Raw genomic sequence first — 25,042 nt, 5'->3', positions numbered from 1 at the left:
ACAATGAGAAACACGACAACGAAGCGGGCCTGGCGGGCGGCGATGCCGTGCCGGTGGCTGGCGACGGCCGTGACGGCCGGGTCGCTGCTGGGCGCTTCCGTCTCGGCGATGGCGCAAACGAGCGACATGACCCCGGCGGATCAGAGCGCGCCGCCGGCAGTGCGAGCCAGTGAAGTGGGTCACGCGACGCGCGCATGGCTCGATCTGCAAAGCAGCAACAAGCAAGCCGCGCCCGCGCTGCCGATGCTCGGCGCCGAAGCCGGGCTGGCCTATCGCCGCTACATGGAATCGTTCAAGAGCAAGATTCCCGATCTGTACGGCTCGGCGCTGAACACGGGCAGTGGCGGCAACGGTGCGATGGCCGTCAACGGCGGGCTCGGCGGAAGCGGCGGCGGATCGAACTGACATGCGTCGATTGTCTTTCGCCATGAGCCGTGCCGCGCGCCGTGCGCATCCCCTGAGGATGCGGCGTGCGGGTGCGCGCCGCCAGCATGGCGCGGTCGCGGTGGTCGCGGTGATCTGGCTGAGCGTGGCGATCGCCGCGCTCGGCGCGCTCGACGTCGGCAATGTGTTTTTCGCGCGCCGCCAATTGCAGCGCACGGCCGATCTGGCGGCGCTGGCGGCGGTCCAGATGATCGGCTCCACGGGCGGCTGCGCGAGCGCCACCACGGCCGCGCAGCAGAACGCGGCGGCCAATGGTTTCACGGCCGGCGGCACGACGACCATCGATACGACATGCGGCCGCTGGGACACCAGCAAGAGCACCTATTTCGGCACGAACGGCAATCCGCTGAATGCGGTGCAGGTGACGACGACGCAGGTTGTGCCGTACTTCTTCGTCGGACCGAGCCGCAACGTTTCGGCGACGGCTACTGCGTTTGCTTCCAACATCGACGCGTTCTCGCTTGGCACCGGCATCGCGTCGATCAATACGCAGCAGTCGGCGTTGCTGAATGCGATTCTTGGCGGTTTACTGAATGCGAGCGTGTCACTGAGCGTGGGCGATGTGCAGAGCCTCGCGAGCGCGCACATCAAACTCGACGATCTACGTGTGGCGCTGGGTGCGGCGACGATGAAGCAGTTGCTCGGCACCTCGGTGAGCGTTCATGACCTGATGATCGCGATGGCCACCGCCTTGACGGCGGGCGGCAACACAGTCAGCGCCGGTATTTTGAATACGTTGGCGTTCGCCGTTCCCGGTGGCCAGAACATCGCGTTGGGCAACGGCGTTTCGTCCGCGCCGGGGCTGCTTGCTCTTGAAGTGGCCAATCCGGAGTCCGCGGCAAGCGCGAGCATCAATGCCCTTGATGCATTGCTGGTGGCCGCGCAGATCGCGCAGAGCCCGCATGTCAATTCGGACGGTTCCACCACGCAACCACCGGCGATCAACGTCGCCGCAGCGTTGCCTGCTGTGGCGGCCCTGTCGCTACAGGTCGTCAATCCGCCGGTGCTCGCAATGGGCGAGGGCGGCACGGACGCCAGTGGCCAGCCGCGCACCGGCGCACAAGCGGCGTCCATCAAGCTCAACATGACACTGCCGCCATTGCTGGCGCAGCCGCTGAACCTCGGCATTGCGACGATCTCGGCGCTCAGTACGCCAATCGTGTTGACCCTCGCGATCGCACCGGCTACTGCGACGTTGAGCTCGGTCGACTGTGAAAGCTCCAAAGCAGCGACCCGCGCCACGATGCAGGTGACGCCGGGTATCGCGTTGCTTTGTCTCGGAGCGGACTCGAACTGCAGCCCGACCACGAAGCCGGCTCGCATGAAGGTGGCTTCTATTTCCATGGCGCTTCTGGGACAGGTCGCTGACGTGCAGTTGGCCGGCATCAAGGCGCAAGCTACGCCCGGACAAACGTCATTGGTTTTCGATGGTTCGTCGGGTAGCTTCGACGTCACCCAAAGCACTAACTCCAACGCCGTCGGCAGCGACCTGTCCTCGTTGACGACTGGACTGCTGGCGAACCTGGGAGCTCCCGGTGCGGTGTCCATCAAGCTGCTGGGTACTGCCGACCTGGGTGCGCTTCTGCAGCCGATTCTTAGCGCAGTAAGCATCGCTTTGTCGGGGTTGCTGCAGCCGGTGTTCGACCTGCTGAACACCCTGATCGTCCCGACACTTTCCCTATTGGGTGTGCAGGTCGGCACCGCCACGGTCCACAACATGTCGCTGACGTGCGGCGTTTCGCAACTGGTCAACTAGCCAATCCAAGATGAGAACCACCACCAAAATCGAGGAACTCGATATCTACGTCTGGGAAGGCAAGGCCGACATCGTCGACCGGGTCGCGCGCTGCATGGCGAGCTTCGATGTCGAAGTGATCCGTGCGGACGATATCGCGATCTCGCCCGAGCGGACCGCGCTGCGGCCGTCGCTCGCGATCATCAGCGTGTCGGTGATCGACAGCGGCGCGCTGATCCTGCGCGACTGGCAGGCCGCGCACGGCATTCCGGTGGTCTGGGTCGGCGCCGCGCCGCGCGAGCACGATCCGGCCACCTATCCGTCCGAGTACTCGCATATTCTGCCGCTCGACTTCACCTGCGCCGAACTGCGCGGCATGGTCATGAAGCTCGTGCTGCAAATGCGCGCGCACAGCGCGAAGACGCACGAGTCCGACGCGATGATCGCCAACTCGGAGTGCATGCAGGCGCTGCTGCACGAAGTCGACACCTTCGCCGATTGCGACACGAGCGTGCTGGTGCACGGCGAAACCGGCGTCGGCAAGGAGCGCATCGCGCAGCTGCTGCACGAAAAACATAGCCGCTATGGGCAAGGCCCTTTTGTCGCGGTGAACTGCGGCGCGATTCCGGACGGCCTGTTCGAGTCGCTCTTCTTCGGTCACTCGAAAGGCTCGTTCACCGGCGCGGTGGTCGCGCACAAAGGCTACTTCGAGCAGGCCGACGGCGGCACGCTGTTTCTCGACGAGATCGGCGATCTGCCGCTCTATCAGCAGGTCAAGCTGCTGCGCGTGCTCGAAGACAGCGCGGTCACGCGCATCGGTTCGGCGACGCCGGTCAAGCTCGACTTCCGGCTGGTGGCGGCGACCAACAAACTGCTGCCGCAACTGGTGAAGGACGGCACGTTTCGCGCCGACCTTTACTACCGGCTCGCCGTGATCGAGTTGAAGATTCCGTCGCTGGAAGAACGGGGCGCGGTCGACAAGATTGCGATCTTCAAGGCGTTCATCGCGCAGATCGTCGGCGCGGAGCGTCTCGCCGCGTTGTCCGATCTGCCGTACTGGCTCGCCGACGCCGTCGCCGACACGTATTTCCCCGGCAATGTGCGCGAGCTGCGCAATCTGGCGGAGCGTATCGGCGTGACTGTGCGGCAGATTGGCGCGTGGGATGCGGCGCGCCTGCAACGGCTTCTCGCACTCGCGCGCACCACTCAGCCGGTGCCGGCGGAGAGCGTCGCCGAGGTGCTGGTGGACCGCAGCAAATGGGACATGGCCGAGCGCAATCGCGTGCTGGCCGCGCTCGACGCAAACGGTTGGCGCCGCCAGGATACGGCGCTCTATCTGGGCATTAGCCGCAAGGTCTTATGGGAGAAAATGCGCAAGTATCAAATTTTCGACGAGGAGCCCGAAACGCGGGAAAGTGAGTAATAATGGGCCGGTTGTACTAAAACAAAAACTGTTCGAGCATAAATTACATGGACCGAAAGTCGAAACTGCGACAGATTGCGCTCGCCGCATTGATCGCGATGGGGGCGGCGCAAGGCGTCAATGCGCAGGCTCTGCAGAACAGCAGCGCGAGCGCTGGCGGCATCGGCGGCGTTGTTTCCCAGCCAGCCACGACGGCCGCATTGCCGGCTACCTCACAGGCAGGACAGGCGCAGACCTCAGCCCTCACGTCGGATGAAGCGAAGCAGTCCGCGGCAGGCAATGTGGCGGAATTGCAGCAGATGATCCGCGGCTCGGATCTGAGCGAATTGCGCACCACGTATAACGGCAGTTACGGCGCGAGCTTGCTGTTTTACGGCAAGGAAATGACGTACTACGTGGCGCTGTTCCAGCAGAAAAATTTCTGGCGCGTCATCAAGACGCAGGACGCGACGCGTGCCGACATGATCTACAAGGATTTCGTGCGTCAGACGCTGCAACTGTCCGACGTCGAGATTCGCCGCACGCAACTCGGAGCGCAAAAAGCATTCACCGAACGGATGATCGCGTTGCAGCAGGACAATGCGAACCGCCTGCAGGCGGACCTGGATGTGGCGCGTCAGCAGCAGAGCATCGTGGCGACCCAGCAGCAGCAAACTCGCGCCGAAGCGACATCGCTGGCTCAACAGAAGGCTTCCGCGCAGGATCAGTTGCGCGCCGCGCAGCGCCAGGTGCGCGATCTGCAGCGTCAATTGGAAAGCGGTTTGCCCTTGCATTGAGCGTGATGGTTTGAAGAGCATCCGGTGGGAAGGGCGGCGCGGTATTGAACGTGTTGTCCGGCTCATCGGAACGATGGCTCGGTGTTCAGCTGTATTCGTGCAATGGGTGTAGTTCGTCAGGTCCACGCGAACGGCGTTGCCGTTTCTCGCACCCGTTCGATTTTCCATTCATACAGCAGCAATAGCGATCCACGTTTATCTCAAGCGTGTTCGCGTGACGTCTCACGCGGCCGGCGAGTGGCTCGCAGCAAATCTTCCAGATTGTCTGGCACCCGCACGAACGACCGCGCTTGACGCACCGCCCGCGAGATAGCGATGGCGATGCGGATGCCATTAGACGCGGCCAGGCTTTGGCTGCCGCTTCGCTTTCCCTATGCTCCTCAAGCCGAGCACGCGGCCAGCTCTAATGCCGCTTCTTTCCCTCCGAAGACTCCTTTTTTTCCGGCGCGTGATGCGGGTCCGCCATGTCGACGGCAATCGGATCGCTGGCGGGGAAGCTTTCCTCGAGCGCCTCGTCGAGACGGTCGTCGGCGGATTCGGCGGGCGTTTGCGTTGCCGCGGGAGGGGATTCGTGTTGCTTCTTGCTGGTCATGACGTGCTCCGTGAGAAGAGAGTCTGCAAATCAGCATAGCGCAAAGCAGGCTTCGGCGAACATCGGCCGAACGGCCTAAGATCGCGCGCCGTAAGTGCCCGCTGCAAAACCGCCAGCCAAACAATGCACGAACCAATGCACGAACCGATGCGGGTTCATCAGCCGAACTTAAAACCATTGCGCATCAACTCGTTTTCCGTGTGTCGACACAGTGCGGCGCGGAAAAGAAAAGCAGGCGCCGGCCGCGTGGGCCGGCAGACCGCAACGCATGCCGCGAACCGGCCGTGTCGCGCTCGGGAGGGGCGCAACCAGAACCCGTGAACAACAAGGCAGCGAATAACATGAACCGGAAAAAAAGCGCGTGCGCGTCGCAGCGCCTCAACGCGTCGCACGTCGTGGAAGCTGAGCTGGAACACCTGGATTGGGCAACGAAGCAACCGGCGCAGCGTTTGCTGGACGCCGTATATTGGCGGCGCCGCGTGCTGGCGGTTAAATGCGGATTCGAATTGACGGAACTGCAGGTGATGCGTCTGGAGAAGATATTGCAGCGGCTCGACCATTCACCGGAGTAGCCGAGCGCTGCCGCGGCCGCTTATTCGCTGCCGCCATTACCGCCGTGATTACCGCCGCCATGGTTGTCGCCGCCGCGGTTACCACCACCGTGATTGCCGCCGTCGCCGCCCGTGCCGAACAGACGCCGGCGCCGCGTAACGACCACCGGGCCGTCCGACGTGCCGCCGCTACGATCCGACGCAGGCCGGTCCGAAGACGGCGCGCCATACGACTCGCGCGGTTCACGCGGTTCGCGCGGCTCACGGTGATCGCGTGGTTCACGCGACCCGTGCGGGCCGCGCGTGGTGTGCTCACCGTGCGAGGGGCGCCCCGCGCGCGGAGCCGGACGCGTGCCGGTGTCGAGCTGGATCGTCGAGATCGCGCGCTTGTAGATGCCTTGCAGGCCGACAGGCGTGCGCAGCATCACCAGATACTGATCGAACGACTCGATGCACCCGGTCAGACGGATGCCGTTGACAAGGTAAATCTCGACGCGCTTTCGTTCTTTGCGCGCAGCGTTCATGAAGTCGTTTTGCGGATGCGATTCTGCGGAAGCCATGGACAATTCAGGTTAGAAAGACGGTTGTTCGCCGCGATTCTACCCTGTGTGGGGGCGGAACGCGTCGGCGGGCGAACTGCGTCCACTATAACGGCTTGTGGGCACATAAGCATCTGATAACTATTGACTGTAACGTTGAGTTACGAATCTGCGGACCAATGCCGCGTTCTTCCGCCACACGCGGCCCTGCGCCGCGCGGGTGGCGGAAAAAGATGGCGCGCGGGTGTGCATCGGGTGGAATAAATCTCCGCCTGAGCGCGTTATATCAGGCATGGCGACGCTGCATCGTGCGCGTGGCCGATCGGCTTGTGCCGGCCGCACCGGGGGTCCGGGCGAGCATCCGCAAGCTTCTTGCATAGGAACAGAGCAGGCGCAGAAGCGCCAACTCTGGCCGACAGGAGACTCACCATGAAAGTATCGCGCATCCTTTCCGCCGTTCTGGTTCTGCTGGCACTCGCGGGCGGTACGCTCGCGACGAGCGCGTGCACGTCCGCGACCGATAGCGGCGCCTCGAGCTCGAGCGGCGGCAGCAGCGGCGGCTACTGAGCGCCGCTCGCCGGGTGAATTTCGAAGCCGAAGTGATTTCGTGGCTCCCGCAGCTGCGCCGCTACGCGCGCGCACTGACGGGCGACCACGCGTGGGCCGACGACCTCGTGCAGGATACGGCGGAGCGCGCGCTCGCCCGTTGGGCGGCGTTCCGGCCGGACAGCAATCTGCGCGCATGGCTCCTGACGATCCTGCGGCATCTCTACATCGATCAGCTGCGCGGCCGCCGCGAGATTGCCGTCGACGACGAGAGCGCGCCGTGGCGCAATCTCGAAGCGCCGCAAGGTGAGGTCGACGGTCTCGTGCTGCGCGATCTGCAGCGCGCGCTGTATTGTCTGCCTGTCGAACAGCGCGAAGTGCTGTTGCTGGTCTGCGTGGAGGAGCTGTCTTACCAGGAAGCGTCGCGCGCGCTCGGCGTGCCGATCGGCACGGTGATGTCGCGGCTCTCCCGCGCGCGCGAACACATGCGCGCGTTGCTGACGGAGGGACCGGCGCATGGGCCGGCGCGTAAAAATCCACCGTTGAAAGTAGTGAGAAACCCGTGATGAACAGCGACGACTACGATTCCAGCTTGCCCGAAGGGCTCGATCTGCGAGCGCTGTCGGCGTATGTCGACGGTGAGTTGCCGGGCGCGGAGCGCGCCGCGATCGAGGCTCAGCTGGCGCAGCATCCGCAGGCCGCCGCGCGCGTGGCCGCGTGGCGCGCGCAGAAGGCGGCGTTGCGCGCGCTGTGCGGCGCGCCGCAGCGCAGCGAGCGCGATGAGCGTCACGAGCGCGACGAGCGTCATGAACGCGAGGCGGCCGATGAGCCGGCCTTCATCGTGCTGCGGCGGCGCACCCCGTGGTGGCAACGCGCGGGCGTCGCGGCCTGCTGGCTGGCCGCCGGCGCCGGGCTCGCGCTTGCCCTCGGGCCGCTCGCGCCGCGTCTGACCGGCGGCGCGTGGGGCGGTCTGGGCGGCAGCCCGCCGAGCTTCGCCGAGCGCGCGGACATCGCGTATGCGGTGTACACGCCGGAGCGGCGTCATCCGGTGGAAGTTGCCGCGAACGAAGAAGAGCATCTGATCAACTGGCTCTCCAAACGGCTGAACCGGCCGCTCTCGGTGCCGTCCTTGCAGGAATACGGTTACTCGCTGGTGGGCGGGCGGCTCCTGCCCGGCGAAGCGGGACCGGCGGCGCAGTTCATGTACGAGAACACCAGCGGCGCCAGGCTCACGCTCTACGTCACCGGCATCTCACGCGACGAAACCGCGTTCCGCCTGTTCCGCGACGGCAACCGGCGCACCTTCTACTGGGTCAACGACGGCATGGGCTACGCGCTGTCCGGGCCAATCGCGGAAGGCAAGCTGCGCACGATCGCCATCGACGTGTGCAGCGCGCTCGGCGGCAAGCCGGAGTCGTGGCAGTAGCGGCATGCGCGAGTCCGCTCCGCGCGACGGCCGGTCGGCAGACGCTGTGCAACACGCGGTAACAGAAACGGCGTGCGCTTGCGCCGCGCGGGCGGAATAGCGTCGCGCGGCGCTGCGTTTACTTGTTGCTGGATCGCGCCGTTACCGCATGCTTACGCCGGTACACGGCAAGGTCTTCAACAAGGCAAACCGACGGTGTTTTCACGGTGCCGGCCCGTTTCTCGCGGGTCGCGATGCCGGCGCGCGTCGGACGGCATAGGGGCAGCAAAATCATGCTCACATTTCATCAATTCGGCGGCGGGCTGTATGGCGGCATAGCCTGTGTGTGCCTGTGCGCCGCGTGCGCGGCGCCGGTCGAGGCGCAATCGAATGCGTCCGTGTGCCGGTTCGTGGCGGGGCAGGCGGAAATCGACGGCGTCATGCAGCAGATCACCGGCCGCGCGTGCCAGCAACCGGACGGCACGTGGCAGATCGTCGAGGACGATGCCGCCGCTCAGACCTTGGCGGATGGCCCCGTCTACTACTACGATCCATGGTATTGGGGGCCGCCGGTGGTGTTCGGTGTCGGCGTGTCGTTCGTGTTCGTCGACCGCTTTCATCATTTTCATCACATGGATCATGTGCGCTATGTGCATGGCGTGCATGGATCGTTCGGCATGGGCGGGCGCGGCGGTTGGCACGGTGCGGCGCCCATGCACACATGGGGCGGCATGTCGCATGGCGGTGGAATGCGGCGGTGACTTGCTGTCAGAGACTCGGGCCGCTGACTCGTCGCGAATGACCTGTGCGGGTGGCTTGTGCAGGTGACTCGCTGCCAAAGACTCGAGCTGCTGACTTGTGCAGATGGCATGTGCCGCTGATTCGCCGCCGCCGACTCGTACCCCCAACTCACTGCCGCGGCTCCGCGCGGCGGCCAAGGAGACGTCTTGACTCGCAGCTTGCCGCCAAAAGTATCCGCCACGCAATTCGACCGCGCGCTCGCCGGTTGGCGTTCGATTGTCGGCGAGCCGCAGGTGGTGACCTCGGCGGACGGCCTCGCCGCGTATCTCGATCCGTTCGCGCCCGGCGAGCGCGAAGCGTTTTCGGCGAGTGCCGCGGTCTTGCCCGGCTCCGTCGATGAAATCCGCGCGGTGCTGCGCATCGCCAATCAGTTTCGCATTCCGCTGTGGACCGTTTCGACCGGCCGCAACTTCGCGTACGGCGGCGCCGCGCCGCGTCTCTCGGGCTCCGTTGTGCTCGATCTGCACAGGATGAACCGCATCATCGAAGTGAACGAAGCCATGGCGTACGCGCTGGTCGAGCCGGGCGTCAGCTACTTCGATCTGTACGCGCACCTGCGCGACAAGGGCTACAAGCTGTGGGTCGATCCGCCCGCGGCCGGTTGGGGCAGCGTGGTCGGCAATACGCTCGAACGCGGCTTCGGCTATACCGCGTACGGCGATCACGCGGCGTCGCAGTGCGGCATGGAAGTGGTGCTCGCCAACGGCGATGTGTTGCGCACCGGAATGGGCGGCATTGAAATCGGCACCGCGTGGCAGTTGTACCAGCCGGGCTACGGACCCTCGTTCGACGCGATGTTCATGCAGTCGAACTACGGCATCGTCACGAAGCTCGGCGTCTGGCTGATGCCCGCGCCACCCGCGTATCTGCTCGGCGAAATCCAGTTTCAACACGAAGCGGACCTCGAAGCGATCGTGGAGATTTTGCGGCCGCTGCGGCTCGATGAAACGATCCGCAATCACGCCGTGATCGAGGGCGGTTTGCGCCGCGCGGCCGGCTTGTCGGCGCGCTCGCAGTGGTACGACGGACCGGGCGCGATGCCCGGCAGCGCGGTGGACGCGATGCTCGACAAGCTGAAAGTGGGCCGCTGGAATCTGCATTACGCGCTTTACGGCACGCCTGAATCGATCGACGCGCGCCAAGCGATCGTGCAGCGCGCGTTTGCGAGCGTACCGCAGGCGCGCTTTCTGGCGGCGCGCTACGCGGGCGAGGCGCAGCCCACGGCGGGTGGCGACCGCAACCTCGCCGGCATTCCGGCGATGAGCGCGTTTCGCATGCTCGACTGGCGCGGCGGCGCGGGCGCGCACGTGGATTTCGCGCCGGTGTGTCCCGCGACCGGACGCGACGCGTTGCGCCAATACACGATGGTCAAGGCGCGCGCCGCGGAATACGGTTTCGATTACTACGGCGGCTTTACGGCGAGCGTACGCCATCTGCACCACATTTTTGCGGCGATCTTCGACCGCGGCGACGCGAACCAGGTCGAGCAGGCCGGCGCGCTTTTGCGTTCGCTGATGAGCGACGCGCGCGCGGCGGGCTACGGCGAATACCGCGCGCATCTCGCGTACATGGATTTTGCCGCGGCCCAATACAGCTTCAACGACGGGGCGTTGCTGCGGTTTTCGGAAACGATCAAGGACGCACTCGACCCGAACGGCATTCTCGCGCCGGGCAAGCAGGGCATCTGGCCGGCGGCGTGGCGCGACAGGCGCGGCTATACGTGAGGGCGGGGTCGATGACGCGAGACAGCGACACGGCGAGACGGCGAGACAGCGACACGGCGACACGGCGACACGGCGACACGGCGACACGGCGACACGGCGACACGGCGAGACAGCACCACAGCACCACAGCACCACCGCACCACAGCACCACAGCGACATGACCACAGCGACATGACCACAGGAGCCATGAATGGACCGGCGCACCTTCATGATGACCAGCGCATACCTCTCGACCGCGGCAGGCAGCGCGTGGCCGTGGCTCGCGCATGCTGCTGCGCGCAGCAATACGGTGGCGGTGGCCGACTCCACGTTGGCCTACGGCGCCGCGTTCGCCGGCTACGCCTCACACCGGCAGTTGCCCGTCTTCGAAACCGGCGGCGATATCGGCGCGCTCTGGTACACGAAACTCGCGCCGCTGCTCTGCGCAACGCCAACACGCACGCTCGCACGCACACCGACGCCCACGCTCCAGTCAACCTCGCTGATCGGCCTCACACGCGCCTCCGACTACTTCGTGCTGAGCCAACTCGCTAAAAGCGCGGGACAGGTGATCGAACACAGTCACGAGCCAGGCGCGGACCCGGACGCGCAACGTGCTCACGTCGCCTTTGCATTCACGTTCGCGCCGCCCGCGTGGCGCATGGGCTAGAACTTGTACGCCTTGTTCTTCGGATCGAAGGTCGAGTCGTCGAATGTTTTCGGCGTGATGGTTTCGAACACGATCTTCTCGAAGATCTTGCCGTCGTTGCCATAAGACTCGACGGTGCGGAAATACGGATGCCGCAGATCGAGGCCGAGCGTTTCCTTCTTCGCGTAGAACTGCGGCTGGCCGGTCGGCGTTTCGAAGGTGAAGGCCACCACGCGCACGCCGTCGATCGTTTTGACTTCCACCTGGGTCGAACGCGGCAAGCCGGCCTCGATGTATTTCTTGCCCTCGCTGAGGTACTGGTTCGCGATGTACTCCGTGCCGAGATCGCGCACCTGGTGGTTCGATTGCGCGCGGGCGAGCGCGCCGGTCAGCGAAGTCCACACCGGCATCACGTTCATGATGCCGCCCAGATGCCCGTACATCTCATCGGTACGTTTGGATTCGTCGTAGATGATTTCCTGGCCGGCGCGCGCGCCGTCGGGCAGCCACTTCGCGTAGATGCGCAGCGGGTCGTGCGCGATGCGTACCAGCATGTGATCGGGCTTGTCGGGCCATTGGCCGTGAATGCGTTCCGAACGCGCCATGGTGAACTCGTACGACGGATAGCCGTTCGGCCCTTCCTTGATATAGCGCGGCAACGCGAGTGGATCGAGCGACTGGAACAGCGCGACCAGTTGTGCGTCATCGAGTTTTTCCATCGCGCCGCTTTGTTGCGCGGCGCGCAGCCACTTGACCTGTTGATCCAGCGTGAGCTTGCCGACCTGCGAGGAGGGCGTGGACGGCGCCTTGACGGCGCTGGCGCTATCGAGCGCGGGCGGCGTGTCGTCGTTTTGCGCGAACGCCACGGGCGTGGTCAAGGCAGCCGCTCCCGCGATCAACAGCGTGCCCAGGAGCTTGCGCATCGGACCGTTTCGCAACGGCGTGGCAAATGGCTCATGACCCGGCTCATAACACGGGTCACTAAGAGACTCGAAGTCATTGCTGGCAAAACCCAATGACCCCGTGCGCAAACCACCTTGATGCGGCGGCAAACCGGAAAGGCGCATGAAGCCAGAGGTGCGGCGTGAACGTGCGGACAGGCGGTGCTTCATGAGTCTCTCCGAAAGGTGACGCGAAGCGCCTTCCCTGTCAGGCAGGCTTTTGCTTCGCGAGTTCCTCGTCGCGCAGGGCGCGGCGCAGAATCTTGCCGACATTGGTTTGCGGCAGCTCGTCGCGGAACTCGACGAGCTTCGGCACCTTGTAGCCGGTCAGGTTCTTGCGGCAGTGCGCGATCACCTGTTCGGCCGTCAGCGAAGGATTGCGCTTGACGATAAACACCTTCACCCGTTCGCCTTGCGCCGCATCGGGTACGCCGATTGCGGCGACTTCGCGCACGTCCGGATGCGCCGCGATCACGTCTTCGACTTCGTTCGGATAGACGTTGAAGCCCGACACCAGAATCATGTCCTTCTTCCGGTCGATCAGCCGGATAAAGCCGCGCGAATCCATCACGCCGATGTCGCCGGTGGCGAGCCAGCCGTCCTCGTCGATTACCTTGGCGGTTTCGTCCGGACGATTCCAGTAGCCTTTCATCACCTGCGGTCCTTTCACGCACAATTCGCCCGCTTCGCCGATGTTCGCCCAATTGCCGTCGTCCTTCCTGAAACGCACTTGCGTGGACGGCGCGGGCAAACCGATCGAGCCTTCGAAGTCGCGCATGTTGGAGAGGTCGACCGGATTCATCGACACGATCGGCGAACATTCCGTGAGCCCATAGCCTTCGATGATCGGCTTGCCGGTCACCGCCTTGAAGCGCTCGGCCACCGACTTCTGCGTGGCCATGCCGCCCGCCATCGCGAGCTTGAGATCGGAGAAGTCGCGCTTGCAGAATTCCTCGTTGTCGAGGAACGCGTTATAGAGCGTGTTCACGGCGGTCATGCCGGTGAATTTCTCGTGACGGATGATCATCATCACGCGTTTCATGTCGCGCGGATTGGCGATCAGAATGTTGCGCCCGCCCAGTCCCATGAAGATCAGCGCGTTCACCGTCAGCGAATAGATGTGATAGAGCGGCAGCGGCGTGAGCACCGTCTCGACCTCGCCGGTCAACTGGCCTTCGGACCACGCCTTGGCCTGCAGCAAGTTCGCAATGATGTTCTTGTGCGTGAGCATCGCGCCCTTGGCGACGCCGGTCGTGCCGCCCGTGTATTGCAGGAACGCGATGTCGTCGTGCGTGGGGCGCACGGGCGTCAACGGCCGCGAGTAGCCGGCGGAAAGCGCATCGAGCAGCGGCACCGCCCTGGGCAGGTTGTAGGCGGGCACCATCTTCTTCACGTGCCGCAGCATGAAATTGAGCAGACGTCCCTTCAGATTCAGGCCGTCGGCGAGCAGATCGCCGAGTCCCGTCACGATGACGTTCTGCACCTTGGTGCCGGGCAGCGCGTCTTCGACCGTCTTCGCGAAGTTCTCGAACACGATGATGGTTTGCGCGCCGCTGTCCTTCAACTGATGCGCGAGTTCGCGCACCGTATAGAGCGGATTCACGTTGACCACCACGCCGCCGGCTTTCAATACGCCGAACAGCGAGACCGGATACTGGAACGTATTCGGCAACATGATCGCCACGCGTTCGCCCGGCTTCACGCCGATGCTTTGCAGATAGGCGGCGAACGCGGTGGCCTTGCGGCCGAGTTCACCGTAGGTCAGATTCGCGCCCACGCTCACATACGCGACACGCTCGCGGAACTGCGCGATGCATTCGTCGAAGAATTGCACGACCGACTCGTATTTCGACACGTCGATTTCACGCGGCACGTCCGCCGGATAGGACGCGTACCAGATGCCGTCGGTGTTGGGCGCGTGGTGCGGCGCGTGAGCCTGCGTGGGAGCCTGCATGAGAGCAGGCGCCGTGTTCGCCGTGTTCTGCGCGGCGGATTCGTCGCCAGGCGCGAGCGTGGGTTGAGTGGGCTGGGTCATGGTCGTCTCCTGAAGCTGTGGCTTCATCTCTTTGTGTGCCGGCCCTATGGCCGGTCATCGAAGCAATCCACGCGAGTGTGGCAGCGTGTGAAGCAAAAACATGCGGCGAAGCAAACACTGAAACGCATCTCAGGCTTAGCGTTCCAGAATCGCGACCACCCCTTGACCACCTGCAGCGCAGATCGAAATCAGCCCGCGCGCGGTGCCGGCCGGTTTGTCGAGTTGCGCGAGCATTTTCGCGAGGCCCGCGACGATGCGCCCACCCGTTGCCGCGAACGGATGGCCTGTAGCCAGCGAACTGCCGTTCACGTTCAATTTTTTCCGGTCGATCGCGCCGAGCGGTCCGGCGAGACCGAGTTGCGTGCGGCAATACTCGTCATCCTGCCATGCCGCGAGCGTGCACAACACCTGGGCGGCGAACGCTTCGTGGATTTCGTACAGATCGAAGTCCTGCAACGTAAGTCCGGCGCGCGCCAGCATGCGCGGCACGGCGTAGGCGGGCGCCATCAGCAGGCCTTCTTTCTTGTCGAAGTAGTCGACGGCGGCAGTCTCGGACCAGCTCAGGTACGCGAGCACCGGCAGTCCGTGACGCGCGGCCCATTCTTCGCTCGCGAGCAGCACGGCGGAAGCGCCGTCGGTGAGCGGCGTCGAGTTGCCGGCGGTCAGCGTGCCGGCGTCGCGATCGAATACGGGTTTCAGGCTCGCGAGTTTTTCGAGCGTGAGGTCGGAGCGCAGATTGTTGTCGCGCGCGAGACCCCGGTACGGCGTCATCAGATCGTTGACGAAGCCGCGCGCGTACGCCTCCGTGAGCTTGCGGTGGCTGTCGTAGGCGAGCACGTCCTGCGCTTCGCGCGAGATGTTCCAGCGCTTGGCCATCAGCTCGCAATGCTCGCCCATCGAAAGGCCCGTGCGCGGTTCGCCATTGCGCGGCAGAAGCGGCTTGAAAAACATGCCTGGCCGCAGCTTGCTCAGCGCGCCGACGCGTTGCCCGGTGCTCTTGCCGCGATTGGCTTCGAGCAGGATCTTGCGCATCCGCTCGTTGACGCCGATCGGCGCATCGGAGGTCGTATCGACGCCGCCCGCGATGCCCACCTCGATCTGCCCCAAGGCGATCTTGTTGGCGACCAGAATGGCGGCTTCCAGTCCGGTGCCGCAGGCCTGCTGCACGTCGTAAGCGGGCGTTTCCTTCGCGAGCGTGGTGGACAGCACGGATTCGCGCGTCAGATTGAAGTCGCGCGAATGCTTGATGACGGCGCCCGCGGCGACTTCGCCCAGGCGTTCGCCGTGCAGGTTATAGCGGTCGATCAGCCCTTGCAGCGTAAAGGTCAGCATGTCCTGATTCGACGCGGTCGCGTAGGCGGTGTTCGAGCGGGCAAACGGAATCCGGTTGCCCCCGACGATGGCGACTCGGCGTACGGCTGGCAGCGGGTTGGACATGCTCGGCTCCTTCGGGGCGTCCCTGGGTATGGAATGGTGCGAAATGGTGCTCATGCTGCGATTAGTGTGACGGTTGATCGTGAGAGCTCTGATTCAACAACAACGATTTCAGCCGCCGTCGATTCCACGATTCGACGCAGCACGCACGACGCGCACGCCTCATTGCAACCTCCATTGCATGCGGCCGCGCAAATGCGGTTTCTGCCCGGCGATATCGCGCACTTCGATGTCGCGTTCGATCAGCGAAGGCGACGCGCTCCATAGCGACGCTTCGCCGGGCAACAGCATCGGCAGTTTGAATTCGGCGCTGAGGGTGGCTTCCGCAAGCGGCTTCGGCGGCTGCAACGCGGAGGCGGCGCGCGCCAGCGTCCACATGCCATGCGCGATCGCGCGCGGAAAACCGAAGGCTTTCGCGGACAGCGCGCTCAGATGGATCGGGTTGTAGTCGCCGGACACGCCCGCGTAGTCGCGGCCCAGTTGCGATGCGAGTTGCCAGCGCGCGATGCGTTGCAGCGCTTCAGGTCCGAGTTCGAGCGGATCGAGCACGCTGCCGTTCGCCGGCACGCCGCGCTTCAGATAGACGCTGTCGCCGTCCCAGACCGCTTCGCCGCGCCGGTACATGCGCGTATGCAGCACGAACGCCTGGCCTTTGTCGTGGCGCAGCAACGCGCCGAATTCCACCTCGACGCGCAGCATCTCCTTGTAGGCGAGCGGCCGGCGCAGGCGCACATGGTTGGCCAGATGCACGAGTCCGAGCGCTGGCCACGGAAACGCCGGGTCGGTCAGCATCAGCAGATGCAAGGGAAAGGCGAGCAGATGCGGATACGTAAGCGGCACGCCGTGCTCGGGTATGAAGCCGCACACACGCGCGTAACGCCAGATCGGCCCCGGGTCGAGAGCGACGGCGGGACGCACCAGCCGCAACGGCGGCAGTTGCAGTAGTTGCGTTTTGCGCCCGCGTTTGACGAGCCCGGACAGCGCGCGCGTATAAAGCCTGGCGGGCGCGGGCAGGGTTTCGATCACGACGGTCTTGGGCCGCACCGCGTCCGGCCGCGCCGGGTTCGACAGAGGACTGCCGCCGAACGGATCACCGGGCTCAGCCATGGTCACGCTCCAATCAGGCTTTGTCCGCACACGCGCACGACCTGGCCGCTCACGCCGGCCGATCCCGGATGCGCGAGCCACGCGATGGTCTGCGCCACGTCGACCGGCTGGCCTCCCTGGCTCATCGAATTCATGCGGCGGCCGGCTTCGCGGATGGTCAGCGGAATCTTCGCGGTCATCTGCGTTTCGATGAAGCCCGGTGCGACCGCGTTGATCGTGATGCCGCGCGCTCGCAGATGCGGCGCCATGCTTTGCACGCGGCCGATCACGCCGGCCTTCGACGCGGCGTAATTGGTCTGGCCGAGATTGCCGGCAATGCCGCTGATCGACGACACGCCGATGATCCTCCCGCCGTCGCGCAGAATGCCGGCGCCGAGCAGGGCGTCGTCGATCCGCTCCTGCGCGGACAGATTGATGTCGATCACGCTTTGCCACGCGGACTCGGTCATCTTCGCGATGGTTTTGTCCTTCGTGATGCCGGCGTTGTGCACGACGATATCCACGCCCTGTTCGTCGAGCGCGGCCGCGATTTGCGCGGGCGCTTCGGGGGCGGCGATATCGAAGGCGAGGGCGGTGCCGTTCAACTGGCGCATGGTCGCGTCGAGCGCGTCGCGGGCCGTTGGGATGTCGATGCCGATCACGTGCGCGCCTTCGGCGGCGAGTACGCTCGCAATCGAGGCGCCGATGCCGCGCGCCGCGCCCGTCACGACGGCGCGGCGGCCCGCGAGCGGTTGCTGCCAGTCGAAGGTGGGTGCCGTCTCGCCGTCCGTGCCCGCGCCCGCGGCGACGCGGACGACCTGGCCCGACACATAGGCCGAGCGTGGCGACAGAAAGAACCGCAATGTCGCTTCCACGCGGTTCTCCGCGCCTTGCTCCACATACACGAGATTCGCGGTGATGCCGCGCCGCGCTTCCTTGCCGAGCGAACGCGTGAAGCCTTCGAGCGCGCGTTGCGCGGTCCATTGACGCGGCTTCGTGCAGGTCTCCGGCGGCCGTCCCAGCACGATGATGCGCCCGCACTTGCCGAGCGAGCGCAGCGTGTCGTGGAAGAAGCCGTGCAAGGGTTCGAGCTGGGTACTGTCCTCGATGCCGCTCGCGTCGAACAGCAGCGCCGCGAGTTTGCCTTGCGAGCCGGAGTCGGCCGGTTCGAAGCGGCCCGTCATGAGGCCGTGGCGGTGGGCGAGCGGCACCCACAAGCCGGCGCTTTCATGCGCGACGCTCGTCACGCCGATGCTCGCCACGAGGTTCGCGAGCGCGTCGAGCAGATGCGGTTCGCGGCCCGCGCCGAGCGCCACCAGTCCGCCGAACTCGGGCTGATCCGCGCGATAGCGGCGCAGCACTTCGGGCTTCGGCAGGCCGACCGAGCGTGCGAGCCGCGCGCCGAACGGCGAGTTGACGAAGTTCAGATAAGAGTCGTTCATATTATTAGTCGCTCCGCTGGCCACGCCCGAGGGAAATCCCCGTGGGGGACGTCCCGCAAAGAATCTCCCTGAGGGACGTCGAACGTGTGTCAGTGTGCACCGAGTTCGGCGCCCGCGGCGCGCCTTCCCCGGATGTTTTTTTAAGCCGGCGCCGAACTCAGGCGGCGAGTTCCAGCGCCTTTTCCAGCGCCTCCTTGCGTTTTTGCAGGTTGGCGAGCATGTCGAAGTCGGCGGGGAAGTCGTCCACCTTCACGACTTGCGCGCCGTAACGCGCGTAGTCGTCGAGCACGCGGCGGTCGTCGGCGTCGAGCAGGCCTTTTTTCTGTGCCGCATCGGTCCATGCGGCCAGTTGCGGCAGGCTCTGCGGCATCGGTTCGAGCAGCCCTTGCTTGACGGCGTCGCGCAGCTTCTGCTCGATCTGCGTGAAGCGCGGGTTCAGCTCGAACACCAGTTCGCCGTAGCCGAGCGCGTCGACATCCGGATGCGGCACGTATGAATCGGACACCAGACGATTGCGGGCAGCGCCTGGCGATTGCATCAGTTCGGCAATCTCGCTGCCGAGGCGGTCGGACGGCTCGCGGTGCGGCAGCCCGAACGGAAACGCGAGCACGCGCACGAGGCCGGCGGCGAGGCGGTTCGGATAGTTGGCGAGCACGCCGTCGAGCGCGTGTTGCGCCTTGTACAGCGAGTCCTCGACGCCCCAGCGGACCAGCGGCAGGTCTTCTTCCTGACGGCCTTCGTCTTCGAAACGCTTGAGCGTGGCGGAGATCAGGTAGAGCTGCGACAGCACGTCGCCCAGACGCGCGGAGATGCGCTCACGGCGTTTCAGATCGCCGCCGAGCACGAACATCGAGACATCGGCGAGCAACGCGAACGCGGTGGAGAGGCGGGTGGCCGCGCGGTAGTAAGCATGCAGCGGCGCATGCGCCGTGCGCGGTTTGGTGATGAACGCGCCGCCCGTCACGCCGTAGACAAAACTGCGCACCACGTTGGAGAGCGTGAAGCTGACGTGGCCGAAGAACGCCTCGTCGAAATCGCGCAGTGCCTTGGCGCGATCGGTCTCGCGCGTGGCGGCCATTTCCTTCAGCACATAAGGATGACAACGAATCGCCCCCTGGCCGAAGATGATCAGGCAACGCGTGAGAATGTTGGCGCCTTCGACGGTGATCGCGATCGGCACCTGCTGATAGGCGCGCGCGAGAAAGTTCGACGGCCCCATGCAGATGCCCTTGCCGGCGGCGATATCCATGCCGTCGTTGATGACCATGCGGGCGCGCTCGGTGATGTGATACTTGGCGATCGCGGAGATCACCGAAGGCTTTTCGCCGAGGTCCACCGCATGCGCCGACAAACGGCGCGCGGCGTCCATCACGTACAGGTTGCCGCCCATGCGGCCGAGCGCTTCCTGCACGCCTTCGAACTTGCCGACGGCGGTGCGGAACTGGCGGCGAACCGCCGCGTAGGCGCCGGTGCCGCGCACGGCGATCTTCGCCATCCCCACGTTCGACGAAGGCAGCGAAATCGCCCGGCCCGCCGCGAGACATTCCATCAGCATGCGCCAGCCGTTGCCGACCTGGGAGCGTCCGCCGATCACCCAGTCGAGCGGAATGAACACGTCCTTGCCCGAGTTCGGGCCGTTCTGGAACACCGCGTTCAACGGCCAGTGACGGCGGCCGATGCTCACGCCCGGATGGTCGGTCGGAATCAGCGCGCAAGTGATGCCGGGTTCATCGTCGTTGCCGAGCAGATGCTCGGGATCGAGCGCGCGAAACGCGAGGCCGAGCACGGTCGCGATCGGGCCGAGCGTGATGTAGCGCTTGTCCCACGTGACGCGAAAGCCCAGCGTCTCGCGGCCTTCGAACATGCCCTTGCACACGATGCCGACATCGGGAATCGCCGCCGCGTCGGAACCCGCATACGGGCTCGTCAATGCGAAGCAGGGGATCTCCTCGCCGCGTGCGAGGCGCGGCAGGTAGTGGTTTTTCTGCTCGTCGGTGCCGTAGTGCATCAGCAGTTCGGCGGGGCCGAGCGAGTTCGGCACCATCACCGAAACGGCGGCGGCCGAGCAGCGCGTGGCGAGCTTCATGATGACCTGCGAATGCGCGTAGGCGGAGAACTGTTTGCCGCCGTACTGCTTCGGAATGATCATGCCGAGAAAGCCGCGCTCCTTGATGTACTGCCAGGTTTGCGGCGAGAGGTCCTGCCAGACCATGGTGGTGTCCCAATCGTTCGCGAGGTCGCACAGCTTCTCGCATTCGACGTCGAGGAACGACTGCTCTTCCGCCGTCAGCGTGGCGGGGCCGTAGCCGAGCAGCTTGTCCCAGTGCGGGCGTCCCGAGAACAGTTCGGCGTCCCACCAGACCGTGCCGGCTTCGATCGCGTCGCGCTCGGTCGGCGACATCTCCGGCAGGATCTTGCGGAAGATGTCGAGCACGGGCCTGGCGAGCCACGTGCGGCGCAGCGGTTTAAGCGCAAGCACGAGGGCGGGGAGGACGAAGAGGATGGCGAGCAGCGTGGTGGCCACCGGACCCGCCGCTCCGCTGACATGCGCGGCCGCCACCCAGACGATCATGAAGGCAAGCCACCCTGTTGCGCGCGCCTGAAGGTAGACGAGCGCGAAGGCGGCAATCACTAACACCAGGATAAACCACGGCATGACGTTTCCCCCTCTTTCGATGGTGCGTGCGGACGCATCCACGCAGCGCGGATGGTTCGCGTTCTATTGATTTTCTGCCTCACGCTCGCGCTGCCTCGTCGCGCGTACTGCGTCTGCATTTGCGTGTCGTGTGTGCAGTTCGACAGCGCGGCGTCGCTTACGTGCGGAACTTAGACGTGCTGCTCAGGTATGCGGCGTTTATCGTGTTCGGCTGCCTTCTCTCTGAGTGTTGACTGAGTACTTGTTGCCTGTTTTGCGCTGACTGTCGGCGTAGAGCTTGCCGGTGGACTGCTGGTTCGACATTGCGGCGTGCTTACTATTCTGATTCGCCCGCGTGACGCGGTAGCGATTCGCTTGACTGCTCGCGCAGGTGCCGCATGCGGGCAACGGCTCACGACGGCCCGTTGCCCGCTGTGCCCGCTCGCTAAGCCGCGCCGTAAAATGCGTGCTGCCGCGAACCTGCTTCCATGTTGCCGCCACGATGTTCACCTTCCGATACGGTCGGCGATGGCGACTCCGATCCGCCCTCAGTGCGTGCCGCGCTCGCCGCTTCGGCATCGCCGACGCCGGCGCACTCCGAGCCGCCTTCGCTAGCGTCGCCGAGTACCGCGGCGAACGCGGCCAGTTGCGTGCCGTCAGGCAACGGCGCCTTGAGCGCGGCCACCATCAGCGAAGCGAGGCGGGCGATGAGTTGCAGGTCGTTCATCGACTTGCCCTGCGAGAACTCGGAAAGCAGGCTGTCCGTGTCGGTGCCGGCCAGCACGCCCGACAGCGCGCCGATCGCGAAGTGCAGACGCCAGCCCAATTCCTCGCGAGGCAGATGCGGCAGCGCGCGCTGAAACGCATCGAAAAAACGCACTGCCACTGAAGCGTAATGCCCGTTGAGAAAGTCACGAATGAACGAAGACGGATCGGTATAAGCGCGGCCGAGCAAACGCAGAAACGCCTTGCCGCCTACGCGGGGATCGCGCGACAGGCGCAGCGCCGGAATGAACATCGCGCCGAGCACATGCTCGCAGGTCAGACGCTCGCCGAGCAGGGTATCGAAGCGGTCGAGCAGCTTGAGCCGCTCCTGGTTGAGATGGTCGAGGCGGCGCGACAGCATCGAGTGGATCAGCGACTCCTTGCTGCCGAAGTGATAGTTCACTGCCGCGAGATTGACTTCGGCGCGCGAAGTAATCTGGCGCAACGACATGGCCTCATAACCGCAGTCGATGAAGAGCGTTTCGGCGGCGTCGAGGATGCGGGATTTCGTATCGCCGGCTTGCCGGCCTGTTGTGCGAACTGCCATGTTGCGTCTCCCAGTTGCCGGGCATCCGGCCCGCAAACAAGCGATTCAAATGTTTATTTGAAACGGCCGTTTTTTTCAGGATAAGAAGAAACGATGCGTGCGATCAAGGGGTCACAGTCGACTAACTCCTCTAGAAGACCTGACGAAGGTCCGTCTTTCCATTGAGCGCGGCACGTCAATTCGCGCGGAAATAAAAAAGGCCGTTCCGATAAAAATCGGAACGGCCTCGTATTGCTTGCTACTCTGTTTGGCCCTGCGTTTGTTGGCTGACGCGCGCTTTGCGTCGCGGCGGTTCGAGCCGCCCTTGCCGTCTATTGTGCCCGATAACGCGCCGGCAAAATAGCTGTTTGGTTCGAACGATTAAAGCTGCGCCGCGACCTGTTTCGCCGACTGCGTCATGTCGATGCCGCGGCGCTCGCGGCTGAACGGGATCAGCGCGGCGATCACCACTGCCACGATGCCGATCACGATCGCCATGATGAGCGCGTAGTTGTTGCCGTGCGCTTCGGCGGCGCTCGCCTGCAACGGACCGTTCACCGACGCGATCAGATTGCCGAGTTGATACACGAGGCCGGGGAAGGTCGCGCGAATTTCATCGGGCGAGATTTCGTTCAGGTGTACTGGAATCACCCCCCACGCGCCCTGCACGGAGATTTGCATCAGGAAGGCGCCCACCGCGAGCAGCACCGGCGTGGTCGAGAAGGCCCACAGCGGCAGCACCGGCAACGCGATCAACGCAGCGATGAAGATCGCGCGCTTGCGGCCGATCTTCTCCGACAACGCGCCGAAGAACAGCCCGCCGCAAATCGCGCCGATGTTCAACGTGATTGTGATCCACGACACCGTATGCGCGTCGAACTGATGCTGCACGCGCAGGAAGGTCGGATACAGGTCCTGCGAACCATGCGAGAAGAAGTTGAAAGCGGTCATCAGAATAATCGCGTACAGCGACAGCTTGACGTTCTGCCTGAGCGTGGCGACGAGACCCGGACGCGCTTTCTTTTCGAGCGTCTTGAAGGCGGGCGACTCAGGCACATGCGCGCGCACGTACAACACGAGCAAAGCCGGCAACACGCCGACGAAGAACATGCCGCGCCAGCCGATGTACTGATAGAACACGCCGAACACGACCGAAGCGAGCAGATAGCCGCTCGGATAGCCGGCTTGCAGCAGACCCGAAACGATGCCGCGCGACTTCGGCGGCACGGTTTCCATGGTCAGTGCGCCGCCGACGCCCCATTCGCCGCCCATCGCGATGCCGAACAGCGCGCGCAGCACGAGCAGGGTGGCGAGATTCGGTGAAAAGCCGGACAGCAGTTCGAGCAACGAGAAACACGCGATATTGACCATCAGCGTGGGACGGCGGCCGTACTTGTCGGCGAGCCAGCCGAAAATCAATGCGCCGAGCGGACGCATCACCAGGGTCAACATAATGCCGAAGGCGACTTCGGGGATTTTTGTATTGAACTCCGCCGCAATATCTTTCAATACGAACACCATTAGAAAGAAATCGAATGCGTCGAGTGTCCAGCCCAGATAGGCAGCGATCGTGACGTTTCTCTGTTCCCGTGTCCAACTCATTGATTGTTCTCCTGGTTCTCCATTCACCCGTGTTCAACGACGGGTGGCTCCGCAGCCCCGTACGCCCCGTGGCATGGGCTTCGAGCGAGTGTACGCCGACTGTTAAACGCTTGCATGGATGAAGGCGCGTTTATCCGTATTAATCCCTAACGCGGATTTCACGCGTAATCGCGACGTGCGCCTTGTGTCGGGTAAATGTAATTATTGTATTAGCGCTGTGGGCAATTAAGTTTGTCATTTGTAATCTATTTTTGGTGTGAATTCGTGCTAATCCGGTCATTTCGACTTGAGGTCATTTGCTTATCGGTAGAGGTGACGCTCGCGGAATTCCGATTGGCGGCGGTGCCGGCCGGCGGGTATAACAGCGGCTCGCGGCGTTTCGCGCCGTGCATACAAGGGAACTCAATAATGACAATTCCGCATTTATGCCTGCTCATCGTCGCGCTGTTGCCGTTTCCATGGACCATGTTGGCCAAAGTCAGCGGGCGCTACGACAATCGCACGCCACGCGCCTATCTTGCCGGTCTCGACGGCTGGCGCGCGAGGGCTCATGCGGCGCATCAGAACGCGTGGGAGGCGCTGGCCATGTTCACGGCGGCGATCGTCGTCGCGGGACAGGCGGGAGGATCGAGCACTTGGATCAACTGGCTGGCGATCACGTTCGTTGTTGCACGCGTGCTGCACGGCGTGTTGTATGTCGCGAACCTGGCCTCGCTGCGTTCGCTCGTGTGGTTCGTCGGCGTGGCGTGCGTGGTGTCGATGTTCGTCGTTTCCATTCGCTAATCATGTGCGATGGGATCGCGCAAGTCGCGCGGTGCGAGCAGCCGTTGCTGAATTGAATCGAAGGAGGAGTCGCCGATGAGCTTGCCGCACTTAACGACCGCGCGTTTGCTGTTGCGTCCGCGCAGCTTCGACGATCTCGAAGCATGCCTCGCCATGGATCGTGACGTCGAGGTCACGCGGCATATTCCGGGTCCATGGCAGGACCCGGTCGCGCATCGACGGTTTGTCGAAGGGCGCATGCGCTGCGCGTATCCCGATGGGCTGGGCTACTGGTCGATCTTCGAACGCGCTGCGCCGGAGCGTTTTCTCGGCTGGGTGCTGCTGATTCCAGAAGACGCCGCCGGCCCCGAGGTCGAAATCGGCTGGCGCCTCGTGCGGTCCGCGTGGGGCAGAGGCATTGCCGGAGAGGCCGCGCGGGCGATCATCGAGCACGCGTTCGCGACGGTCGGACTGCCCGCTGTGGTGGCGGGCATCGCGGTGGAAAACGCCGCGTCGCGACGGCTTGCCGCGAAGCTGGGCATGCGCTGCCCGCAAGATGCGCCGGTCGACGCGGACGGGTATATGCGCTATCGGATCGAACGAGTCGGCGCGGGTTGAAACGCGAGCTTTGCCGACTCACGCAAGGCTCG

General features: G+C 64.3%; 23 protein-coding genes. 13 read left to right on the top strand and 10 right to left on the bottom strand.

The genetic code is table 11. The features are described from left to right. The first annotated feature begins 3 nt into the window (after positions 1-3). From ACFSNN_RS19675 to ACFSNN_RS19660, 4 genes are read left to right on the top strand one after another with little or no spacing between them, the layout of a single operon-like run. A complete protein-coding gene (locus ACFSNN_RS19675) occupies positions 4-405 on the top strand; it encodes a DUF3613 domain-containing protein (protein WP_134456365.1) in 402 nt (133 codons plus the stop codon). Between the two features lies 1 nt (position 406). Then, positions 407-2,200, top strand: a complete 1,794-nt coding sequence (locus tag ACFSNN_RS19670) for a TadG family pilus assembly protein (protein ID WP_134456364.1) — start codon at positions 407-409, stop codon at positions 2,198-2,200. A gap of 10 nt (positions 2,201-2,210) precedes the next feature. Beyond that, the gene (locus tag ACFSNN_RS19665; RefSeq protein WP_012432681.1) at positions 2,211-3,602 is read left to right on the top strand and encodes a sigma 54-interacting transcriptional regulator; all 1,392 of its coding nucleotides are present in this window, start codon (positions 2,211-2,213) and stop codon (positions 3,600-3,602) included. Positions 3,603-3,649: 47 nt separating this feature from the next. Beyond that, on the top strand, positions 3,650-4,378 hold the full coding sequence (locus ACFSNN_RS19660; RefSeq protein WP_134456363.1) for a DUF2968 domain-containing protein: 729 nt from the start codon (positions 3,650-3,652) through the stop codon (positions 4,376-4,378). A gap of 403 nt (positions 4,379-4,781) precedes the next feature. On the opposite strand, the gene ACFSNN_RS19655 is transcribed toward ACFSNN_RS19660, so the two are convergent. After that, the gene (locus ACFSNN_RS19655; protein ID WP_134456362.1) at positions 4,782-4,970 is read right to left on the bottom strand and encodes a hypothetical protein; all 189 of its coding nucleotides are present in this window, start codon (positions 4,968-4,970) and stop codon (positions 4,782-4,784) included. A 341-nt stretch (positions 4,971-5,311) separates the two neighbouring features. Here ACFSNN_RS19655 and ACFSNN_RS19650 point away from each other — a divergent pair, with 341 nt between their 5' ends. After that, a complete protein-coding gene (locus ACFSNN_RS19650; RefSeq protein ID WP_041758872.1) occupies positions 5,312-5,542 on the top strand; it encodes a hypothetical protein in 231 nt (76 codons plus the stop codon). A gap of 20 nt (positions 5,543-5,562) precedes the next feature. On the opposite strand, the gene hfq is transcribed toward ACFSNN_RS19650, so the two are convergent. After that, a complete protein-coding gene (hfq, locus tag ACFSNN_RS19645) occupies positions 5,563-6,081 on the bottom strand; it encodes an RNA chaperone Hfq (RefSeq protein ID WP_012432685.1) in 519 nt (172 codons plus the stop codon). Between the two features lie 408 nt (positions 6,082-6,489). Here hfq and ACFSNN_RS19640 point away from each other — a divergent pair, with 408 nt between their 5' ends. The 6 genes from ACFSNN_RS19640 to ACFSNN_RS19615 all read left to right on the top strand — a co-directional run bounded on the left by ACFSNN_RS19640 (position 6,490) and on the right by ACFSNN_RS19615 (position 11,185). After that, the gene (locus ACFSNN_RS19640; protein WP_166799229.1) at positions 6,490-6,627 is read left to right on the top strand and encodes a hypothetical protein; all 138 of its coding nucleotides are present in this window, start codon (positions 6,490-6,492) and stop codon (positions 6,625-6,627) included. Between the two features lie 14 nt (positions 6,628-6,641). Beyond that, a complete protein-coding gene (locus ACFSNN_RS19635) occupies positions 6,642-7,172 on the top strand; it encodes a sigma-70 family RNA polymerase sigma factor (RefSeq protein WP_012432686.1) in 531 nt (176 codons plus the stop codon). Next, positions 7,172-8,032, top strand: coding sequence for an anti-sigma factor family protein (locus ACFSNN_RS19630; RefSeq protein ID WP_134456361.1), 861 nt, complete (start codon positions 7,172-7,174; stop codon positions 8,030-8,032). The genes ACFSNN_RS19635 and ACFSNN_RS19630 overlap by 1 nt, the downstream gene beginning before the upstream one ends. A 272-nt stretch (positions 8,033-8,304) precedes the next feature. After that, positions 8,305-8,772 carry a hypothetical protein gene (locus ACFSNN_RS19625; protein ID WP_134456360.1) on the top strand — a complete coding sequence of 156 codons (468 nt, stop codon included), beginning with the start codon at positions 8,305-8,307 and terminating at the stop codon, positions 8,770-8,772. Between the two features lie 186 nt (positions 8,773-8,958). Next, the gene (locus ACFSNN_RS19620) at positions 8,959-10,536 is read left to right on the top strand and encodes an FAD-binding oxidoreductase (protein WP_134456359.1); all 1,578 of its coding nucleotides are present in this window, start codon (positions 8,959-8,961) and stop codon (positions 10,534-10,536) included. Between the two features lie 190 nt (positions 10,537-10,726). After that, on the top strand, positions 10,727-11,185 hold the full coding sequence (locus tag ACFSNN_RS19615; RefSeq protein WP_134456358.1) for a hypothetical protein: 459 nt from the start codon (positions 10,727-10,729) through the stop codon (positions 11,183-11,185). Here ACFSNN_RS19615 and ACFSNN_RS19610 read toward each other — a convergent pair. The 8 genes from ACFSNN_RS19610 to ACFSNN_RS19575 form a co-directional block, all read right to left on the bottom strand. Then, positions 11,182-12,087 carry a DUF1571 domain-containing protein gene (locus ACFSNN_RS19610; RefSeq protein ID WP_377689875.1) on the bottom strand — a complete coding sequence of 302 codons (906 nt, stop codon included), beginning with the start codon at positions 12,085-12,087 and terminating at the stop codon, positions 11,182-11,184. The genes ACFSNN_RS19615 and ACFSNN_RS19610 overlap by 4 nt on opposite strands. Positions 12,088-12,313: 226 nt before the next feature. Further along, entirely contained in the window at positions 12,314-14,140 is a 1,827-nt protein-coding gene (locus tag ACFSNN_RS19605; RefSeq protein WP_134456357.1) for an AMP-binding protein, read from the bottom strand. Positions 14,141-14,275: 135 nt separating this feature from the next. Continuing rightward, positions 14,276-15,577 (bottom strand): acetyl-CoA C-acetyltransferase, encoded by a 1,302-nt coding sequence (locus ACFSNN_RS19600; RefSeq protein ID WP_134456356.1) that lies wholly within the window; start codon positions 15,575-15,577, stop codon positions 14,276-14,278. 159 nt (positions 15,578-15,736) lie between these two features. After that, on the bottom strand, positions 15,737-16,681 hold the full coding sequence (locus tag ACFSNN_RS19595; RefSeq protein WP_134456355.1) for a MaoC/PaaZ C-terminal domain-containing protein: 945 nt from the start codon (positions 16,679-16,681) through the stop codon (positions 15,737-15,739). 2 nt (positions 16,682-16,683) lie between these two features. Further along, positions 16,684-18,102: a 3-oxoacyl-ACP reductase gene (locus ACFSNN_RS19590; RefSeq protein WP_134456354.1), complete on the bottom strand. Its 1,419-nt coding sequence runs from the start codon at positions 18,100-18,102 to the stop codon at positions 16,684-16,686. A 157-nt stretch (positions 18,103-18,259) separates the two neighbouring features. After that, complete coding sequence (locus ACFSNN_RS19585; protein WP_134456353.1) at positions 18,260-20,758, bottom strand: acyl-CoA dehydrogenase; 2,499 nt, start codon at positions 20,756-20,758, stop codon at positions 18,260-18,262. Positions 20,759-21,182: 424 nt separating this feature from the next. Continuing rightward, positions 21,183-22,049, bottom strand: a complete 867-nt coding sequence (locus ACFSNN_RS19580; protein ID WP_134456352.1) for a TetR/AcrR family transcriptional regulator — start codon at positions 22,047-22,049, stop codon at positions 21,183-21,185. Between the two features lie 360 nt (positions 22,050-22,409). After that, entirely contained in the window at positions 22,410-23,630 is a 1,221-nt protein-coding gene (locus ACFSNN_RS19575) for an MFS transporter (RefSeq protein ID WP_106313939.1), read from the bottom strand. A 408-nt stretch (positions 23,631-24,038) separates the two neighbouring features. Here ACFSNN_RS19575 and ACFSNN_RS19570 point away from each other — a divergent pair, with 408 nt between their 5' ends. Together ACFSNN_RS19570 and ACFSNN_RS19565 are read left to right on the top strand one after the other, a co-directional pair. Further along, complete coding sequence (locus tag ACFSNN_RS19570; RefSeq protein ID WP_134456351.1) at positions 24,039-24,413, top strand: MAPEG family protein; 375 nt, start codon at positions 24,039-24,041, stop codon at positions 24,411-24,413. Positions 24,414-24,488: 75 nt separating this feature from the next. After that, positions 24,489-25,010 (top strand): GNAT family N-acetyltransferase, encoded by a 522-nt coding sequence (locus ACFSNN_RS19565; protein ID WP_134456350.1) that lies wholly within the window; start codon positions 24,489-24,491, stop codon positions 25,008-25,010. Positions 25,011-25,042 lie beyond the last annotated feature (32 nt).

Origin of the sequence: Paraburkholderia dipogonis, from assembly GCF_042680985.1 — a bacterium.
Classification (GTDB): domain Bacteria; phylum Pseudomonadota; class Gammaproteobacteria; order Burkholderiales; family Burkholderiaceae; genus Paraburkholderia; species Paraburkholderia phytofirmans.
This window is presented reverse-complemented; position numbering and strand designations above follow the sequence as displayed.

Coding starts and splice junctions, on each gene's coding strand:
- ACFSNN_RS19675 (WP_134456365.1), top strand. CDS start 4: ATGAGAAACACGACAACGAAGCGGGCCTGGCGGGCGGCGATGCCGTGC.
- ACFSNN_RS19670 (WP_134456364.1), top strand. CDS start 407: ATGCGTCGATTGTCTTTCGCCATGAGCCGTGCCGCGCGCCGTGCGCAT.
- ACFSNN_RS19665 (WP_012432681.1), top strand. CDS start 2,211: ATGAGAACCACCACCAAAATCGAGGAACTCGATATCTACGTCTGGGAA.
- ACFSNN_RS19660 (WP_134456363.1), top strand. CDS start 3,650: ATGGACCGAAAGTCGAAACTGCGACAGATTGCGCTCGCCGCATTGATC.
- ACFSNN_RS19655 (WP_134456362.1), bottom strand. CDS start 4,970: ATGACCAGCAAGAAGCAACACGAATCCCCTCCCGCGGCAACGCAAACG.
- ACFSNN_RS19650 (WP_041758872.1), top strand. CDS start 5,312: ATGAACCGGAAAAAAAGCGCGTGCGCGTCGCAGCGCCTCAACGCGTCG.
- hfq (WP_012432685.1), bottom strand. CDS start 6,081: ATGGCTTCCGCAGAATCGCATCCGCAAAACGACTTCATGAACGCTGCG.
- ACFSNN_RS19640 (WP_166799229.1), top strand. CDS start 6,490: ATGAAAGTATCGCGCATCCTTTCCGCCGTTCTGGTTCTGCTGGCACTC.
- ACFSNN_RS19630 (WP_134456361.1), top strand. CDS start 7,172: ATGAACAGCGACGACTACGATTCCAGCTTGCCCGAAGGGCTCGATCTG.
- ACFSNN_RS19625 (WP_134456360.1), top strand. CDS start 8,305: ATGCTCACATTTCATCAATTCGGCGGCGGGCTGTATGGCGGCATAGCC.
- ACFSNN_RS19615 (WP_134456358.1), top strand. CDS start 10,727: ATGGACCGGCGCACCTTCATGATGACCAGCGCATACCTCTCGACCGCG.
- ACFSNN_RS19610 (WP_377689875.1), bottom strand. CDS start 12,087: ATGCGCAAGCTCCTGGGCACGCTGTTGATCGCGGGAGCGGCTGCCTTG.
- ACFSNN_RS19605 (WP_134456357.1), bottom strand. CDS start 14,140: ATGACCCAGCCCACTCAACCCACGCTCGCGCCTGGCGACGAATCCGCC.
- ACFSNN_RS19600 (WP_134456356.1), bottom strand. CDS start 15,577: ATGTCCAACCCGCTGCCAGCCGTACGCCGAGTCGCCATCGTCGGGGGC.
- ACFSNN_RS19595 (WP_134456355.1), bottom strand. CDS start 16,681: ATGGCTGAGCCCGGTGATCCGTTCGGCGGCAGTCCTCTGTCGAACCCG.
- ACFSNN_RS19590 (WP_134456354.1), bottom strand. CDS start 18,102: ATGAACGACTCTTATCTGAACTTCGTCAACTCGCCGTTCGGCGCGCGG.
- ACFSNN_RS19585 (WP_134456353.1), bottom strand. CDS start 20,758: ATGCCGTGGTTTATCCTGGTGTTAGTGATTGCCGCCTTCGCGCTCGTC.
- ACFSNN_RS19580 (WP_134456352.1), bottom strand. CDS start 22,049: ATGGCAGTTCGCACAACAGGCCGGCAAGCCGGCGATACGAAATCCCGC.
- ACFSNN_RS19575 (WP_106313939.1), bottom strand. CDS start 23,630: ATGAGTTGGACACGGGAACAGAGAAACGTCACGATCGCTGCCTATCTG.
- ACFSNN_RS19570 (WP_134456351.1), top strand. CDS start 24,039: ATGACAATTCCGCATTTATGCCTGCTCATCGTCGCGCTGTTGCCGTTT.
- ACFSNN_RS19565 (WP_134456350.1), top strand. CDS start 24,489: ATGAGCTTGCCGCACTTAACGACCGCGCGTTTGCTGTTGCGTCCGCGC.